The organism is Halovulum marinum (assembly GCF_009697225.1).
In the GTDB taxonomy this organism is placed as follows: Bacteria; Pseudomonadota; Alphaproteobacteria; order Rhodobacterales; family Rhodobacteraceae; genus Halovulum; species Halovulum marinum.
Genome location: NZ_WIND01000001.1, coordinates 1 through 13,850, shown reverse-complemented (window position 1 = coordinate 13,850; position 13,850 = coordinate 1). Strand labels below are relative to the sequence as shown.

17 protein-coding genes are annotated in these 13,850 nt (G+C 68.2%); 10 read left to right on the top strand and 7 right to left on the bottom strand.

Features of this window, described 5'->3' with window-relative positions; translation table 11 throughout:
* Positions 1 to 22: 22 nt before the first annotated feature.
* Genes GE300_RS00085 through GE300_RS00075 form a run of 3 tightly spaced genes read right to left on the bottom strand, consistent with a single transcriptional unit; the run spans position 23 to position 1,824 of the window.
* Positions 23 to 919: an MBL fold metallo-hydrolase gene (locus GE300_RS00085; protein WP_154443699.1), complete on the bottom strand. Its 897-nt coding sequence runs from the start codon at positions 917 to 919 to the stop codon at positions 23 to 25.
* Between the two features lie 22 nt (positions 920 to 941).
* The gene (locus GE300_RS00080) at positions 942 to 1,376 is read right to left on the bottom strand and encodes a YeeE/YedE family protein (protein WP_154443697.1); all 435 of its coding nucleotides are present in this window, start codon (positions 1,374 to 1,376) and stop codon (positions 942 to 944) included.
* A gap of 13 nt (positions 1,377 to 1,389) precedes the next feature.
* On the bottom strand, positions 1,390 to 1,824 hold the full coding sequence (locus GE300_RS00075) for a YeeE/YedE family protein (protein ID WP_154443695.1): 435 nt from the start codon (positions 1,822 to 1,824) through the stop codon (positions 1,390 to 1,392).
* A gap of 82 nt (positions 1,825 to 1,906) precedes the next feature.
* Between GE300_RS00075 and GE300_RS00070 the strand changes: the two genes are divergently transcribed.
* From GE300_RS00070 to GE300_RS00055, 4 genes are all read left to right on the top strand, one after another.
* Positions 1,907 to 2,212, top strand: a complete 306-nt coding sequence (locus tag GE300_RS00070) for an ArsR/SmtB family transcription factor (RefSeq protein WP_154443693.1) — start codon at positions 1,907 to 1,909, stop codon at positions 2,210 to 2,212.
* Between the two features lie 146 nt (positions 2,213 to 2,358).
* The gene (locus GE300_RS00065) at positions 2,359 to 4,161 is read left to right on the top strand and encodes an IlvD/Edd family dehydratase (protein ID WP_154443691.1); all 1,803 of its coding nucleotides are present in this window, start codon (positions 2,359 to 2,361) and stop codon (positions 4,159 to 4,161) included.
* A 208-nt stretch (positions 4,162 to 4,369) separates the two neighbouring features.
* A complete protein-coding gene (locus GE300_RS00060; protein ID WP_154443689.1) occupies positions 4,370 to 4,753 on the top strand; it encodes an SPW repeat protein in 384 nt (127 codons plus the stop codon).
* Between the two features lie 165 nt (positions 4,754 to 4,918).
* Positions 4,919 to 5,500: a YdeI/OmpD-associated family protein gene (locus tag GE300_RS00055; protein WP_154443687.1), complete on the top strand. Its 582-nt coding sequence runs from the start codon at positions 4,919 to 4,921 to the stop codon at positions 5,498 to 5,500.
* A gap of 87 nt (positions 5,501 to 5,587) precedes the next feature.
* Here the strand turns inward: GE300_RS00055 and GE300_RS00050 are convergent, their stop codons facing one another.
* Positions 5,588 to 6,595 carry a formylglycine-generating enzyme family protein gene (locus tag GE300_RS00050; protein WP_154443685.1) on the bottom strand — a complete coding sequence of 336 codons (1,008 nt, stop codon included), beginning with the start codon at positions 6,593 to 6,595 and terminating at the stop codon, positions 5,588 to 5,590.
* 541 nt (positions 6,596 to 7,136) lie between these two features.
* Between GE300_RS00050 and GE300_RS00045 the strand changes: the two genes are divergently transcribed.
* The 3 genes from GE300_RS00045 to GE300_RS00035 all read left to right on the top strand — a co-directional run bounded on the left by GE300_RS00045 (position 7,137) and on the right by GE300_RS00035 (position 9,004).
* The gene (locus tag GE300_RS00045) at positions 7,137 to 7,412 is read left to right on the top strand and encodes a (2Fe-2S)-binding protein (RefSeq protein ID WP_154443683.1); all 276 of its coding nucleotides are present in this window, start codon (positions 7,137 to 7,139) and stop codon (positions 7,410 to 7,412) included.
* A gap of 4 nt (positions 7,413 to 7,416) precedes the next feature.
* Complete coding sequence (bfr, locus tag GE300_RS00040; protein ID WP_154443681.1) at positions 7,417 to 7,902, top strand: bacterioferritin; 486 nt, start codon at positions 7,417 to 7,419, stop codon at positions 7,900 to 7,902.
* 178 nt (positions 7,903 to 8,080) lie between these two features.
* Complete coding sequence (locus tag GE300_RS00035) at positions 8,081 to 9,004, top strand: Gfo/Idh/MocA family protein (RefSeq protein ID WP_154443679.1); 924 nt, start codon at positions 8,081 to 8,083, stop codon at positions 9,002 to 9,004.
* Between the two features lie 207 nt (positions 9,005 to 9,211).
* Here the strand turns inward: GE300_RS00035 and GE300_RS00030 are convergent, their stop codons facing one another.
* From GE300_RS00030 to thyX, 3 genes are all read right to left on the bottom strand, one after another.
* Positions 9,212 to 9,466 carry a hypothetical protein gene (locus tag GE300_RS00030; RefSeq protein WP_154443677.1) on the bottom strand — a complete coding sequence of 85 codons (255 nt, stop codon included), beginning with the start codon at positions 9,464 to 9,466 and terminating at the stop codon, positions 9,212 to 9,214.
* Between the two features lie 539 nt (positions 9,467 to 10,005).
* Positions 10,006 to 10,887, bottom strand: a complete 882-nt coding sequence (locus GE300_RS00025) for a hypothetical protein (protein WP_154443675.1) — start codon at positions 10,885 to 10,887, stop codon at positions 10,006 to 10,008.
* A 2-nt stretch (positions 10,888 to 10,889) separates the two neighbouring features.
* Positions 10,890 to 11,798, bottom strand: coding sequence for an FAD-dependent thymidylate synthase (gene thyX, locus GE300_RS00020; RefSeq protein ID WP_407647651.1), 909 nt, complete (start codon positions 11,796 to 11,798; stop codon positions 10,890 to 10,892).
* A 122-nt stretch (positions 11,799 to 11,920) separates the two neighbouring features.
* Between thyX and GE300_RS00015 the strand changes: the two genes are divergently transcribed.
* Genes GE300_RS00015 through GE300_RS00005 form a run of 3 tightly spaced genes read left to right on the top strand, consistent with a single transcriptional unit; the run spans position 11,921 to position 13,716 of the window.
* Entirely contained in the window at positions 11,921 to 12,349 is a 429-nt protein-coding gene (locus GE300_RS00015) for a VOC family protein (protein ID WP_154443671.1), read from the top strand.
* A 30-nt stretch (positions 12,350 to 12,379) separates the two neighbouring features.
* Positions 12,380 to 13,042, top strand: coding sequence for a DUF1194 domain-containing protein (locus GE300_RS00010; protein ID WP_154443669.1), 663 nt, complete (start codon positions 12,380 to 12,382; stop codon positions 13,040 to 13,042).
* On the top strand, positions 13,039 to 13,716 hold the full coding sequence (locus tag GE300_RS00005; protein ID WP_154443667.1) for a DUF1194 domain-containing protein: 678 nt from the start codon (positions 13,039 to 13,041) through the stop codon (positions 13,714 to 13,716). The genes GE300_RS00010 and GE300_RS00005 overlap by 4 nt, the downstream gene beginning before the upstream one ends.
* The last annotated feature ends 134 nt before the right edge of the window (positions 13,717 to 13,850 follow it).

Here is a 13,850-nt window from a genome sequence, read left to right as displayed (position 1 = left end):
CGGCGCCGCGCCGCGGGCGCGTTCACTCGGTCCGGCGCTGGAGCCCGTTGATCGGCACCTTCAGCATCGGGTTGCCCTGCGCGTCCTTCGGCACCTCGCCGGCGCGCATGTTCACCTGCAGCGACGGGATGATCAGCCGGGGCATGTTCAGCGTCGCGTCGCGTTCGGTGCGCATCTTGATGAACTCCTCGCGGCTGGTGCCGTGGCCGACGTGGATGTTGTTCGCCTTCTCCTCGGCCACCGTGGTCTCGTACTGGACCTCGCGGCCGCCGGGGCCGTAGTCGTGGCACATGAGCAGCCGCATCTCGTCGGGCAGGCTGAGAACCTTCTGGATCGAATCGTACAGATCGCCGGCGTCGCCGCCGGGGAAATCGGCCCGCGCCGAGCCGCCGTCGGGCATGAACAGCGTGTCGCCGACGAAGGCGGCATTGCCAATGACATGCGTCATGCAGGCGGGGGTGTGGCCGGGCGTGTACATGGTGAAGGCCGCCATCGTGCCGATGGTGTAGGTGTCGCCGTCCCTGAACAGCCGGTCGAACTGGCTGCCGTCGCGCTGGAACTCGGTGCCCTCGTTGAAGATCTTGCCGAACACGTCCTGCACCACGCAGATCTTCTCGCCGATGCCGATCCTGCCGCCGAGCTTGTCCTGGATGTAGGGCGCGGCGGACAGGTGGTCGGCGTGGACATGGGTCTCGATGATCCATTCCAGCGTCAGCCCGTTGCTGCGGATGTACTCGATGATCTGGTCGGCGTGCTCGAAGGCGATCCGACCGGCGGCGTAGTCGATGTCCATCACCGAATCGATCACCGCGCAGGCGTCCGAGGCGGGATCCTTCACCACATAGCTGAAGGTGTTGCTTTCGGGGTCGAAGAACGCCTCGACCTCGGGGGTGACGGACAGGTCTAGCGGATAGTCCATGGGTCTCTCCCTCGCTGAAATCTCAGGCCGCGGCGCTGCGCCGGCGCGGCGTCGCGGTGCGCCGGGCCAGCCACATGCCGGCCAGCATCGTCGGCACGAACACCAGCGTGCCGGTGGCGGCGACCGGCAGCGCGGTCAGCGCCGGGCCGGGGCAGAAGCCGCCCAGCCCCCAGCCCACGCCGAACACCGCCGCGCCGCCCAGCAGCCGCGGGTCCAGATCGCGCGCCGTGGGCAGGTGGAACCGCGCCGCGTGGAGCGGCCGTTCGCGGCGCCGGGTCAGCAGCGCGAAGCCGGGCGCGGTGACGGCAATGGCGCCGCCCATGACGAACGCAAGGCTGGGATCCCAGCTGCCGGCCAGGTCCAGGAAGTTCAGGACCTTGGCCGGGTTGGCCATGCCCGACAGCACCAGCCCGAGGCCGAAGATCAGCCCCGACAGAAGCGCGAAAACCTGCCTCATCAGCCGATCCCCCCTACAGTCCGATCAGATGGCGGACGACGAACACGGTGACGACGGCGGTGGCCATGAAGGTCAGCGTCGCCGCCAGTGACCGCGGCGAGCCGCGCGAGATCCCGCAGACGCCGTGCCCCGAGGTGCAGCCGCTGCCGTACACCGCGCCGAAGCCGACCAGCAGCCCGGCGACGGCCATCAGGCCCAGGTTGTCCGGAACGCTCTGCACCGGCCAGTCGCCGGTGGTCAGCCGCCACAGCGGCGCGGCCAGCAGCAGGCCCAGCACGAACAGCGCCGAGACGCCGCGCGCCTCGCCGTCGTCGCCGCGCGTCAGCAGGCGTACGGTCAGCCCGCTGATCCCGGCGATGCGCCCGGCGGTGGCCATCAGCAGCACCGCGCTGGCGCCGATCATCATGCCGCCCAGCAGCGATGCCCAGGGTGTGAACTCGGTTGGCATGGTGCGCATCCCTTGTCTGTGCCGCGGTTGCGGCCTTGCCCGGGATGATATATAAGTGATATCGAATATACAAGGTGTGCCGATGCTGGATACCGTCCGGTTCGATCCCGTGCAGCTGAAGTCTGCCGCCGCGCTGCTGTCCAGCCTGGCGTCCGAGCCGCGGCTGCTGGTGCTGTGCCGCCTGCGCGAAGGCGAGGCCTCGGTCGGCGAGCTGGCCGAGCAGTGCGGGCTGTCGCAGCCGGCGATGTCGCAGCAGCTCAAGCGGCTGCGCGACGCCGGGCTGGTGGGTACCCGCCGCAAGGGCCAGACGATCCTGCACGGGCTGGCCAGCCTCGAGGCCGAGGCGGTGCTGGACGTGCTCTACTCGCTGTACTGCCAGAAGCGGTAGCGCCGGCGCCGGTGTCGTGCCGGTACGATTTCGGGAATAAACCGTTGGCATCCGCCCGCCGGTCGCGGCATTAATGGCGCACGCCGCTCGGGGCCGGCCGCCAGCCAATGGCACGCAATGCCCCGAATGAGTTTCGGAGGAACATTATGACCGACAAGCCCGTCAAGCCGGAAGACCTGCGCTCGCGCAAGTGGTTCAACAATCCCGACGACCCCGAGATGACCGCCCTCTACCTGGAGCGCTATCTCAACTATGGCCTGACGATGGAGGAACTGGCCGAGCGCAAGCCGATCATCGGCATCGCGCAGACCGGCTCGGACCTGTCGCCCTGCAACCGGCACCACATGGAACTGGCCAAGCGGGTGCGCGACGGCATCACCGCCGCCGGCGGCACCTGCATCGAGTTCCCGGTGCACCCGATCCAGGAAACCGGCAAGCGCCCGACGGCGATGCTGGATCGCAACCTGGCGTACCTGTCCTGCGTCGAATCGCTGTACGGCTATCCGATCGACGGCGTGGTGCTGATGATCGGCTGCGACAAGACCACGCCCGCGCTGCTGATGGCGGCGGCGACGGTGAACATCCCGGCAATCGCGCTGTCGGTCGGCCCGATGCTGAACGGCTGGCACAAGGGCGAGCGCACCGGCTCGGGCACCATCGTGTGGAAAGCGCGCGAGCTGCTGGCCGCGGGCGAGATCGACGACCGCGGATTCATGGAGCTTGTCGCCACCTCGACCCCCTCGGTCGGATACTGCAACACCATGGGCACCGCGACCACGATGAACTCGCTGGCCGAGGCGCTGGGCATGCAGCTGCCGGGCTCGGCGGCGATCCCCGCGCCGTACCGGGAGCGGGGCCAGATGGCCTATCGCACCGGCGGGCGCATCGTCGACATGGTGTGGGAGAACCTGCGCCCGTCCGATGTCATGACCCGCGAGGCATTCGAGAACGCGGTCGCCGTGTGCTCGGCGCTGGGCGGCTCGACCAATGCGCCGATCCACCTGAACGCGGTCGCCAGGCACCTGGGCGTCGAGCTGAACAACGACGACTGGACCCGCATCGGCCATGACGTGCCGCTGCTGACCAACCTGCAGCCCGCCGGCGAATACCTGGGCGAGGATTACCACCGCGCCGGCGGCGTGCCGGCCGTGGTGGGCGAGCTGATGGCCGCCGACATGCTGCCGAACCCCGGCGCGCTGACCGTCAACGGCAAATCGATCGGCGAGAACTGCGGCGACAGGCGCTCGATCAGCCCGGACGTGATCCGCTCGGTCGATACCGCGATGCTGCCCTCGGCCGGGTTCCTGAACATGACCGGCAACCTGTTCGACAGCGCGATCCTCAAGACCTCGGTGATCTCGAAGGAATTCCGCGACCGCTACCTGTCGAACCCCGACGATCCCGAGGCGTTCGAGGGCAATGTCGTGGTCTTCGACGGCCCCGAGGATTTCCACCACCGGATCGACGATCCGGCCACCGGCGTGACCGAGAACTCGGTGCTGGTGATGCGCGGCGCCGGCCCCAAGGGCTATCCCGGCGCGGCCGAGGTGGTGAACATGCGTCCCTCGGCCGAGCTGCTGAAGCGCGGCGTGCACTCGCTGCCGTGCATCGGCGACGGCCGGCAGTCGGGCACCTCGGGCTCGCCGTCGATCCTGAACGCCTCGCCCGAGGCGGCGGACGGCGGCAACCTGGCGCTGCTGCGCGACGGCGACCGGATCCGGATCGACCTGACGAAGGCGCGGGTGGACGTGCTGCTGGACGACGCCGAGCTTGCCGAGCGCCAGCAGGCGCTGGAGGCCGACGGCGGCTACCGCTCGCCGCCCAGCCAGACGCCCTGGCAGGCGATCTTCCGCGAGAAGGTCGAGCCGCTGGCCGAGGGCATGGTGCTGCGCGGCGCGCCCGAGTTCCGTGACGTCGCCGGCAAGGACACCCCGCGCAACAACCACTGACGCGCGAGGCACCCGGGCGGGGCCGTGCCGCCCCGCCCGCAGACCGGCGGCGGCGCGGAAGCTGCGCCGGAACGCGCCCTAACCCCTTGAAATCCGGCTGGCCTTTCCTATGTCTCCGGACATGCCGGCGCTCGCATGACGAGGTTGCCGGCAGTGCCTGCCTCGGCGGGCCACCGTCGATGCAGACCGTTCAATGGAGGGGGATGCAATGGCAGACTTTCTGAAGAAAACGAACGAGGGCTGGCAGGACGTGGTGTGCCTGCTTGCCGGCATCTGGCTGATGCTGTCGCCCTGGATCCTGGGGTTCGCCGGGATGCAGCTGGCGCTGTGGAACGCGCTGCTGTTCGGCGCCGTCATCGCGGTCATGGCGATCCTGGCGATCGTCCAGTTCCACGACTGGGAGGAGTGGGCCGACATGGCGGTCGGCGCCTGGCTGGTGATCTCGCCCTGGGTGCTGGGCTTCGCCGCGCTGACGGCGGGCGCCGAAGGCGGCGCCTTCGCGGCGACGTGGAACTTCGTGGTGATCGGGCTTCTGACGCTGGCGCTCGCGGCCTGGTCGCTGCGCAGCCATCACGACGCGCGGCCGGCCTGACCTGATGCGGGTGTGGGCCGCCCCCGCACCCGCCCCGCACCCGGCCCCGCACCCGGCCTCGTCGCCGCCGGCCGGCGGCGGCACTGGACTCGGTTTCGGGATCGTGATGCAGTCGCCCCGTGCTGCGCGGTGAAACTGCGCGCGGCGGACCCGAAGCGATGCGGAATGCAGATGCGACTGGACCCCTATTTCGACAAGGCGAAGACCTGGGCCGAGGAACGCCGGCGGCTGCGCGCGATCCTGCTGGAGTTTCCGCTGACCGAGGAGCTGAAGTGGCGCCAGCCCTGCTATACGCATGACGGGGCGAACGTCGTCATTCTGTACGCGATGAAGGATTGCGTCGGGCTGGGTTTCCTGAAGGGCGCGCTGATCGACGATCCCGCGGGGGTGCTGGTCGCGCCGGGGAAGAACTCGCAGGCGGCACGGCAGATCCGGTTCCGCAGCCTCGGCGAGATCGACAAGAAGGAGCCGGTTCTGCGGGCGATTATCGATAGCGCCATCGCGGTTCAGAAGGCCGGTCTGAAGGTCGACTTCAAGGCCAGGCGCGCGTTGGTCTACCCTGACGAGCTACGGGCGAAGATGGATGCCGATCCTGACTTCAAGGCCGCGTTCGAGGCGCTGACGCCGGGCCGGCAGCGCGGCTATGTGCTGCACATCTCGGACGCGAAACAGTCGGCCACGCGGGCGCGCCGGGTGGAGAGGCACGCGCCGAGGATCTTCGCGGGGAAGGGGATGCACGACCGGTAATGGTCGCGGACATCAGCTGCGCGGGTCGCCGGTCGCCACGCCCGCAACATGCCGACGATCCTGCGCCGGGTCGGGCGCCCGGCCGTCTCAGAGGTTTGCCGCCACCCGGAAGCCGGTGTTGCTGGAGGTGCTGTCCGGCGTGTTCCGCGACCGCGAGTGCACGTGGTATCGCACGCAGTAGGAATGGTGGCACAGGAACGAGCCGCCGCGGATCACCCGGACGTCGCCGGTCTCGGGGCCGGCCGGGTCGCGCGGCGGCAGCCTGCGCGGCGGCGCGACCGGGCCGAACCAGTCGGCGCACCATTCCCAGACGTTGCCGGTCATGTTCCACAGCCCGAAGCCGTTCGGCGCGTACGCATCGACCGGCGCGGTGCCGAGATGGCCGTCCGCCTGCGTGTTCCGGTGCGGGAAATCGCCCTGCCAGATGTTGCAGCGATGCGCGCCACCCGGCTCCAGCACGTTGCCCCAGGGAAACTTCTTGTGCGCCAGCCCGCCGCGCGCGGCCTTTTCCCATTCCGCCTCGGTCAGCAGTCTCAGGTCGGACCAGCGGCAGTAGGCGACGGCATCGAACCACGAGACATGGACGACGGGATGGGTCTCGCGGCCCTCGGTGGTGCTGCCCGGCCCCTCGGGCGCGGCCCAGGTCGCACCGTGCACCTGCCGCCACCACGGCGTCTGCGGCGGGTGCTGCGGATAGGCGCCGGCATCTGCCAGCAGCAGGTGGAAGACGAAGGACCAGCCCTCGGTCTCGGCGACGGTGCGGTAGCCGGTGGCCGCGACGAAACGGGCGAATTCGGCGTTGGTCACCGTGCCGGGCGCGACGCCGAAGGTCGAGACGTGCACCTTGCGCATCGGCCCCTCGTGATCGTCGGGATAGTTCGGCCTGCGCGTGCCCATGTCGAAGAAGCCGCCGGGGATCTCGACCAGCCCGGCACGCAGCGCCGCGCGCACGGCGGCGGGGCCGGGGGCGACCGCGTCCGCGGCGGCGGTGTGGGCGGCGTATTCCGGCGCCGCCGTCCCGCCACCGGATCCGGCGGCGCTGCGCGGGGCGCAGCAACTGGGCTTGGCGGGCGCGGGGGCGTCTGTGGCGGACATGGAACCTCCTGCTCGGGTGGTTCTTCCGTCTTGCGTCAGCGGCTGCGCTTGCGCAAGGGGGCCGGGCCCGCCGGCGCGGTGCGGTCCGGCGTCGCCGTCGCGCGCATGGAGCCGGCGCGCGCCTGCCACGGCGTTGACGCCGGGACCGGGACGCGCCCGGGCGACCCGATCGCCTGCCCGGACAACGTCCCCGGTGCCCGCAGCGGCGACATTCTGACCGGCGGGGACACCGACACGCAGGGCAACCACGCGCGGTGGATCTGGTCGCCCCCGACCTCGAGCCGATCCCCGGGGCCACGCCATCGGAGCGGCGTTCGCGCCCCTTTTCCGATCGTGACTGATTTTGTCGGAAGGGCTTTTCCGACGGTTTCAATCTGATATAGGGCGACCTGAGAGAAGGCGACGGGGCGGGCTCCGCCGCGGCCCGGACCAGCGAACAAGGATACCCCGTGACCCTGCGACGTCTGATCCTGACCGCGCCCGCGCCCGCGACCACGCCCGCCCCGCCGCACGCAGCCCGCCCGCCCGCCACGAGGACCGCATGATCGTCTGCCACTGCCGAGCCATCTCGGACCGGGACATCCACGCCGCGCTGGACTGGATGCGCGCCGCCGACCCCGACACCGTGATCACCCCGGGCAGGGTCTACCGGGCGCTGGGCACGACGCCGGACTGCGGCGGTTGCCTGCCGCTGTTCCTGGCCACCATGCGCCGGAACCCCAACCTGTGCGCCGGCTTTGCCGCGGCCCCCGCCAGCCTACATACTGACGTTCCCGACGCATTACGGGATTTGCGGGACATCATCGGCAAGGAGTGAAGCGATGAAGGGCGACAAGAAGGTCATCGAGTACCTGAACTCGGCGCTGCGCAGCGAGTTGACGGCGATCAACCAGTACTGGCTCCATTACCGCCTGCAAAAGGACTGGGGCCTGGGCCGGCTGGCCGCCAAGTCGCGCGCGGAAAGCATCGAGGAGATGCACCACGCGGACAAGCTGGTGGACCGGATCATCTTCCTCGACGGCCATCCGAACCTGCAGAAGCTCGACCCGCTGCGCATCGGCCAGAACGCCAAGGAGACGCTGGACGCGGACCTGGCGGCCGAGCACGACGCCCGCAACCTCTATATCGAGGCGCGCGATCACTGCGAGAAGGTGGGCGACTACGTCAGCAAGAACCTGTTCGAGGAGCTTCTCGCCGACGAAGAGGGCCACATCGATTACCTGGAAACGCAGATCGAGCTGTACACGCACATCGGGGCGGAACGCTACGCCCAGCTCAACGCGGATACCGCGGACGAGGCCGACTAGCACTGCCGCCGCGCCCCGGCCGCTCGCCGCGTCGGTGCGGGCAACGTGATCTTCCGTGGCGGCCTGACCGGCGCGGGACCCGATCCGGGACGACCGTCCGGCCGCGATCCGATCCTGTGGCGCGGGCGGCCGCTTGGTGCTAGGTGCAACCCGACCCAGTGAGGCAGGGGAGGAACGCATGGCCTACAAGCTCGCCCTGGTGTCCGTCGGCACGATCGCCCGGACCCAGCACATCCCGTCGATCGAAGGCTCGGACCGGTTCGAACTGGTCGCCGCCGTCAGCCGCAACGCGCAGGTCGAGGGCGTGCCGACGCATGTGACGCAGGCCGCGATGCTGGCCGCGCACCCCGAGGTCGAGGTCGTCTCGCTGTGCATGCCGCCCGCGGCGCGGTTCGACTATGCCGCCGAGGCGATCGCGGCGGGCAGGCACGTGATGATGGAAAAGCCGCCGGGCGCGACCGTGGCCGAGTGCTTCGAGCTGCGCCGGCTGGCGGACGCGGCGGGGGTGACGATCTTCGCCACCTGGCACAGCCGCGAGGCGGCGCAGGTCGATGCGGCGCGGGACTGGCTGAAGGATCGCACGCTGACATCCCTGCGCATCACCTGGAAGGAGGACGTGCGGCACTGGCATCCGGGGCAGGAGTGGATCTGGCAGCCGGGGGGGCTGGGCGTGTTCGATCCGGGGATCAACGCGCTTTCGATCCTGACCGCGATCCTGCCCGATCCGGTGCATGTCGAGAAGGCGGTGCTGGAGTTCCCCGCGAACAAGGGCACGCCGATCGCGGCGCGGCTGTCGTTCCGGCACCCGGCGGGGGCCGAGGTGTCGGCGGTGTTCGACTGGCGGCAGACCGGGCCGCAGACCTGGGACATCGACGTGGAGACCGACGCCGGCACGCTGGGGCTGAGCAAGGGCGGGGCCGAGCTGCGGATCGACGGCGCGCTGGTCGAGACCGCGGGCGATGCCGAGTATCCGCGGCTCTATGCCCGGATGGCCGATCTGATCGACCGGGGCGAGAGCGACACCGACTACGGCCCGATGATCCACGTCGCCGACGCCTTCGCGCTGGGCGAGCGGCGGGTGGTGGCGGCGTTCGAGGACTGAGCGGGCAGCGTGACAGCGACCGTGAAAAGCGGCAGCTTCACCGTGAAAACCCCTCAACCAGATGATATCGTTGATGAAACGAATATCGAAACTTCGTTAAACGCCGGCTCTGGCCGGGGTTTCGGGGGGCCGCGGCGGGCCGGACCGCCCGGCGCCGCGATGCAAGCGGCCCGCGCGGGGCCGCTTGCGCCGGTGGGCGGGCGGCGTTCAGTTGCCGTTGCGGATCTGGCCCGGGGCGTAGTCCTTGCCGTTCTTCCTGCCGTCCTCGTTGCGGTCGATCGAGGTCGGATCGGGCTCCTGTGCCGATTTCCCCGGGGCGTAGTCCTCGCCGTTGGTGCGGCCGTCGCCGTGGCGGTCGGCGCCGTCCATGGCGGCGATGCCGGGCGCGTCGCCGCTGGCGTGGCCGGCAAGGGCCGGGGCCGCCGCGACGAGCAGGATGATGGCGGGAACGAAAACTCGCATGTGGAACTCCTCAGGATCAATGGCCCGGAATCGGGAACCGGCGAAGGAACGGCGCCGATGCGCGGACAGTTTCGCCCGCGCGGCGAAATCCCGCGCGCCGCACCGATGGCCCGGCGGGATCGACGGCGGGCGTCCGTCCCCAGGGCGGCGGCCTTCGGGCGGCGGCGGCAGGGATTCCGGCCGATGCCGGAGCGCGGCGCGTGGGATCAGCCGCCCCGCGGCGCCGGGGCCGGGTGCGAGCCGGGCACGCGCCTGCCCGTGGGGTGGCGCTGCGAGGTGCGCGGTCTGCGCTTCATGCCCGTCGCTGTCTGAGAGGGTCAGGCCGGAGTGCGCGGCTGCCAAAGCGCCAGCCCGCCGGGACGGGCAGGCGCGCGCCCGGCGGCCTTCGGCCTTGGATCCGGGCGGGGGGTGGCGGTTGGTGGGCCGAAGACCACCTTACATTTGGTTTTTGGGTGCCCAAAGCGTGGGGTTCCACCCCACCATGCAGGCGCGTGTGGTCGGTGTTTTAGGTGAGTAGGATATAGCTCCTGCGCTCGCCATTAACCTTCTTTAATAATATGATTGCGCCAATGGTGGCCAATGAATTCTTCGGTAAGAATGCTACCGATGCGCTGTGCGCGCATAATATTTCTTCCGGAGTACAATCTAGTGGGTTCCTTGTTTTCGTATCTGTCTTTAACATAATTGGGCGTTCTCTCTATTAGTTCGGATAATTCATTTGAGCGTATCTTTGGATAGAAGTCTGAAAGCGCGTCATATATTTCAGATATTCTGTGTTTGAAATCTGTTGCTTGCCTATCGGACATCCCTGCCGCAATACATGCAGCTTTTAGGAATTGCTCAACTGCGAGTATCGACGACTGATTGGCGCCGCGAAATGATGAACCACCGTCTAAGATTGCAGTAGCGCTTTGAAGGTGTAGAGCAGCTTGCCGAAATCGATGATAGGAATGTTCTCCAAGCCTTCTCTTCACGTCAGATTGGAATATTGATGTTCCTATCTGAAAAATATCCTTGCAACACTCCTTGTACGCGGCGTGGTCAGTAGGGTTTGATTTAATGTATATTTTTTGATACTGATTAAGGTTTGTAAATTCTAAATAATCAATTGAATTAGTTCCGAAAAACACGGGGAGGTATATTTTTCCAAAAACGTCCTTGTGCATGAAAATTCCGCTATGGATAGCGTCTATTGATGTGTCCTTTATTCTATACATAGAGTGATAGTAGTCATCAATAATTTTTGAGGCCGATCCTTCGGGGGCGTACCCAATGTGATTTGTAAATCCGAAGCGCTTGGAGAGTGCATATTTTATTTCTGCGCACCTATGCATTGGCCCTAGCCCTTTGCTGAAGGCGCGATCATCCTCTTCTTCAATAAGCTCTATTATTTCTCGATTGGTTAGATCGGAGAAATACATGCTTACTTCTCCAATATCCCCTCAAACTCCCGCCATTCCCCGGCGCTCATGCCCGCCTTCTCGGCGTCCATCTCTTCTCCTGCGAGCATCCGGCGCAGCGCGTTCAACCCCTTGCCCGAAATCTGGACGGAATTCAGGCGGTAGTCCTCGAACGCGGCGTAGGCGGCGGGCACCCAGTCCCTGACCATCTCGCAGATCGCGTCGGCATAGGCGCGGATCTCGTACTGCGCGTGGGCGTCGGCGCGCAGGCGCAGGAAGTGGAACAGGTTGTGCAGGTCCACCTTCCAGTACCACTGGGTATAGATGTTGGCGGGCAGGTTCATGCGGGCAAGTTCGCGCGCCAGGCCCTGCTGGCCGTCCTGGGACAGCATCGCCTCGTAGTTGTCATAGGCGCGGGTCGAGTCGGCCTTGAGGATCTCCAGCACGCGGGCGGCCTCGTCGCCGTGCAGGACCTCGCCCCGGCCCTGGTTGTTGGCGGTGGACTGGGCCGCCAGGTGCGCGGGGTCGGGGATGTAGAACTCGCGGTCGAGGATCGAGTAGCGGGCCGAGTATTCGTTGACATTCGCGGTGCGGTGCCGGATCCACTGGCGCGCGACGAAAACCGGCAGCTTGACGTGCAGCTTCAGCTCGCACATCTCGAACGGGGTCGAGTGCCAGTGCCGCATCAGGTAGCGGATCAGCCCCTCGTCGTTGCGCGCCTTTTTCGTGCCGGCGCCGTAGCTGACGCGGGCGGCCTGCACGATCGCGCTGTCGTCGCCCATGTAGTCGACCACCCGCACGAAGCCGTGGTCGAGCACCGGATGGGGGGTGTAGAGCCGCTCCTCCATCGCCGGGACGGTGGCGCGGCGGGTCTGGTGGGTCTGGGCGCGCTGCGCGGCGATCTGGTCCAGGGCTTGCGGGTCGTCCGACATATCATTCATCCTCGCGCCTCGTCCGGCTGATTCTGGGGGCTACATTATCTGGCGGTCCGGGCGTGAAACATACCCAAATCTGGGGTGTGTTTGCAAATTCTGATCAAGGACGGGATCCCGATATGAAAATTCGCTACCTGCACACCATGGTCCGGGTGAAGGACCTGGAGACGTCGATGGCGTTCTACCGGCTGCTGGGCCTCGAGGAGACGCGGCGCACCGACAGCGAGGGCGGGCGGTACACCAATGTCTTCATGGCGCCGCCGGGGCAGGAGGAGTGCCCGCTGGAGCTGACCTACAACTGGGACGGCGACGACGGCCTGCCCAGCGACAGCCGGCATTTCGGGCACCTCGCCTACCGGGTCGGGAACATCTACGAGATGTGCCAGAAGCTGATGGACGCCGGCGTGACCATCAACCGCCCGCCGCGCGACGGGCACATGGCGTTCGTGCGCAGCCCCGACAACGTCTCGATCGAGCTGCTGCAGGAGGGCGACAGCCTGCCGAAGCAGGAGCCCTGGGCAAGCATGGAGAACACTGGCCACTGGTAGGCCCGGCCGCGCGGCGCTAGGGTTTCCGGCATGAGGATCCTGGCGCTGCCGATCGCGATGCTGGCAAGCCTGGCGGCGGCCGGGCCGGCGTTCGGCTGCCGGCTGGCGCTGCTGCTGGCGGTGGATGTGTCCGGCTCGATCGATTCCGGCGAGTACCGGTTCCAGATGGACGGGTTGGCCGAGGCGCTGGAGGCGCCGGACGTGGCCGACGCGCTGTGGATCGAGGGCGCCACCGTGGCGGTGGTGCAGTGGTCCGGCGCCGCCGACCAGGCGGTGACGATCCCGTGGCGCCGGATGGCGGGGCCCGGGGATGTCGCCCGGCTGGCGGCGCAGGTGCGTGCCGCGCCGCGGCGCTGGACCGGCGGCAAGACCGCGTTGGGCGACGCGCTGGCGTTCATGGCGCCACTGTTCGAGCAGGTGCCCGAGTGCGCCCGGCGGGTGATCGACATCTCGGGCGACGGCATCACCAACGACGGCCGCGAGACCCGCGCCGAGAGCCGCGCCGCCGAACGGCGCGGGGTGGTGGTGAACGGGCTGGCGATCGACCGGATCGGGATCAGCGTGGCGCGGTTCTACGAGCAGTTCGTGCGCGCCGGCGACGGCAGCTTCGTCGAGCGCGCCACCGGCTATTCCGACTATCCGCGGGCGATCCGGCGCAAGCTTTACCGCGAGGTGGTGGTGCCGGCGTCATGATCCGCGCGCTGGCGCTGGCGGTGCTGCTGGCGCTGGCCGGCCCGGCCGCGGCGCAGTGCCGGCTGGCGCTGACCCTGGCGCTGGACGTCAGCAGTTCGGTCGATGCGCGCGAGTATCGGCTGCAGCTGGAGGGGCTGGCGCGGGCGTTCGAGGACCGCCAGGTGCGCGCCGCGCTGTTCGCGCTGCCTTCGGAGGTGGTCGCACTGCAGGTCTACGAATGGTCCGGCATCGGCCAGCAGGCGCTGGTCCAGGACTGGGTGGAGCTGCGCGGCGCGGCCGATCTGGACCGGCTTGTGGCCCGGCTGCGCACGCGCGAGCGCGGCTTCGCCGATGCCCCCACCGCGCTGGGCGCGGCGCTGCGCTACGGGCTGGCGCAGCTGCGCCGCGCGCCGGCCTGTGCGGCGCGCAAGATCGACGTCTCGGGCGACGGGCAGAGCAATGTCGGACCGCCGCCGCAGGCGCTGCGGATCCCGCCGGCGCTGGCGGATCTCACCATCAACGGTCTGGCGATCGAATCGGACGAGGTGGCGTTGGCGCGCTACTACCGCAGCTTCGTGGTGCGCGGCCCCGGCGCCTTCGTCGAGGTGGCGGCGGATTTCGACGACTACGCGCGGGCGATCCGCGCCAAGCTGATCCGCGAGCTGGGCGTGCCGCGGCTGGGCGCGCTGCGCTGACCGCCGCCGCGGGCGCGCCGGGCCGGCGGCGGAAGCCTCCGGCGGGGATATTTGGGGAGGGTCTATTCCAGCTCAGCGTCTGAGTGGGTTCATTCTGCACGATCTGAGGAGGATCTTGTAGAGATCCTGATCGC

Excerpts from the sequence above, each read along its gene's own strand:
- GE300_RS00085 (WP_154443699.1), bottom strand. The coding sequence starts at position 919 with ATGGACTATCCGCTAGACCTGTCCGTCACCCCCGAGGTCGAGGCGTTC.
- GE300_RS00080 (WP_154443697.1), bottom strand. The coding sequence starts at position 1,376 with ATGAGGCAGGTTTTCGCGCTTCTGTCGGGGCTGATCTTCGGCCTCGGG.
- GE300_RS00075 (WP_154443695.1), bottom strand. The coding sequence starts at position 1,824 with ATGCCAACCGAGTTCACACCCTGGGCATCGCTGCTGGGCGGCATGATG.
- GE300_RS00070 (WP_154443693.1), top strand. The coding sequence starts at position 1,907 with ATGCTGGATACCGTCCGGTTCGATCCCGTGCAGCTGAAGTCTGCCGCC.
- GE300_RS00065 (WP_154443691.1), top strand. The coding sequence starts at position 2,359 with ATGACCGACAAGCCCGTCAAGCCGGAAGACCTGCGCTCGCGCAAGTGG.
- GE300_RS00060 (WP_154443689.1), top strand. The coding sequence starts at position 4,370 with ATGGCAGACTTTCTGAAGAAAACGAACGAGGGCTGGCAGGACGTGGTG.
- GE300_RS00055 (WP_154443687.1), top strand. The coding sequence starts at position 4,919 with ATGCAGATGCGACTGGACCCCTATTTCGACAAGGCGAAGACCTGGGCC.
- GE300_RS00050 (WP_154443685.1), bottom strand. The coding sequence starts at position 6,595 with ATGTCCGCCACAGACGCCCCCGCGCCCGCCAAGCCCAGTTGCTGCGCC.
- GE300_RS00045 (WP_154443683.1), top strand. The coding sequence starts at position 7,137 with ATGATCGTCTGCCACTGCCGAGCCATCTCGGACCGGGACATCCACGCC.
- bfr (WP_154443681.1), top strand. The coding sequence starts at position 7,417 with ATGAAGGGCGACAAGAAGGTCATCGAGTACCTGAACTCGGCGCTGCGC.
- GE300_RS00035 (WP_154443679.1), top strand. The coding sequence starts at position 8,081 with ATGGCCTACAAGCTCGCCCTGGTGTCCGTCGGCACGATCGCCCGGACC.
- GE300_RS00030 (WP_154443677.1), bottom strand. The coding sequence starts at position 9,466 with ATGCGAGTTTTCGTTCCCGCCATCATCCTGCTCGTCGCGGCGGCCCCG.
- GE300_RS00025 (WP_154443675.1), bottom strand. The coding sequence starts at position 10,887 with ATGTATTTCTCCGATCTAACCAATCGAGAAATAATAGAGCTTATTGAA.
- thyX (WP_407647651.1), bottom strand. The coding sequence starts at position 11,798 with ATGTCGGACGACCCGCAAGCCCTGGACCAGATCGCCGCGCAGCGCGCC.
- GE300_RS00015 (WP_154443671.1), top strand. The coding sequence starts at position 11,921 with ATGAAAATTCGCTACCTGCACACCATGGTCCGGGTGAAGGACCTGGAG.
- GE300_RS00010 (WP_154443669.1), top strand. The coding sequence starts at position 12,380 with ATGAGGATCCTGGCGCTGCCGATCGCGATGCTGGCAAGCCTGGCGGCG.
- GE300_RS00005 (WP_154443667.1), top strand. The coding sequence starts at position 13,039 with ATGATCCGCGCGCTGGCGCTGGCGGTGCTGCTGGCGCTGGCCGGCCCG.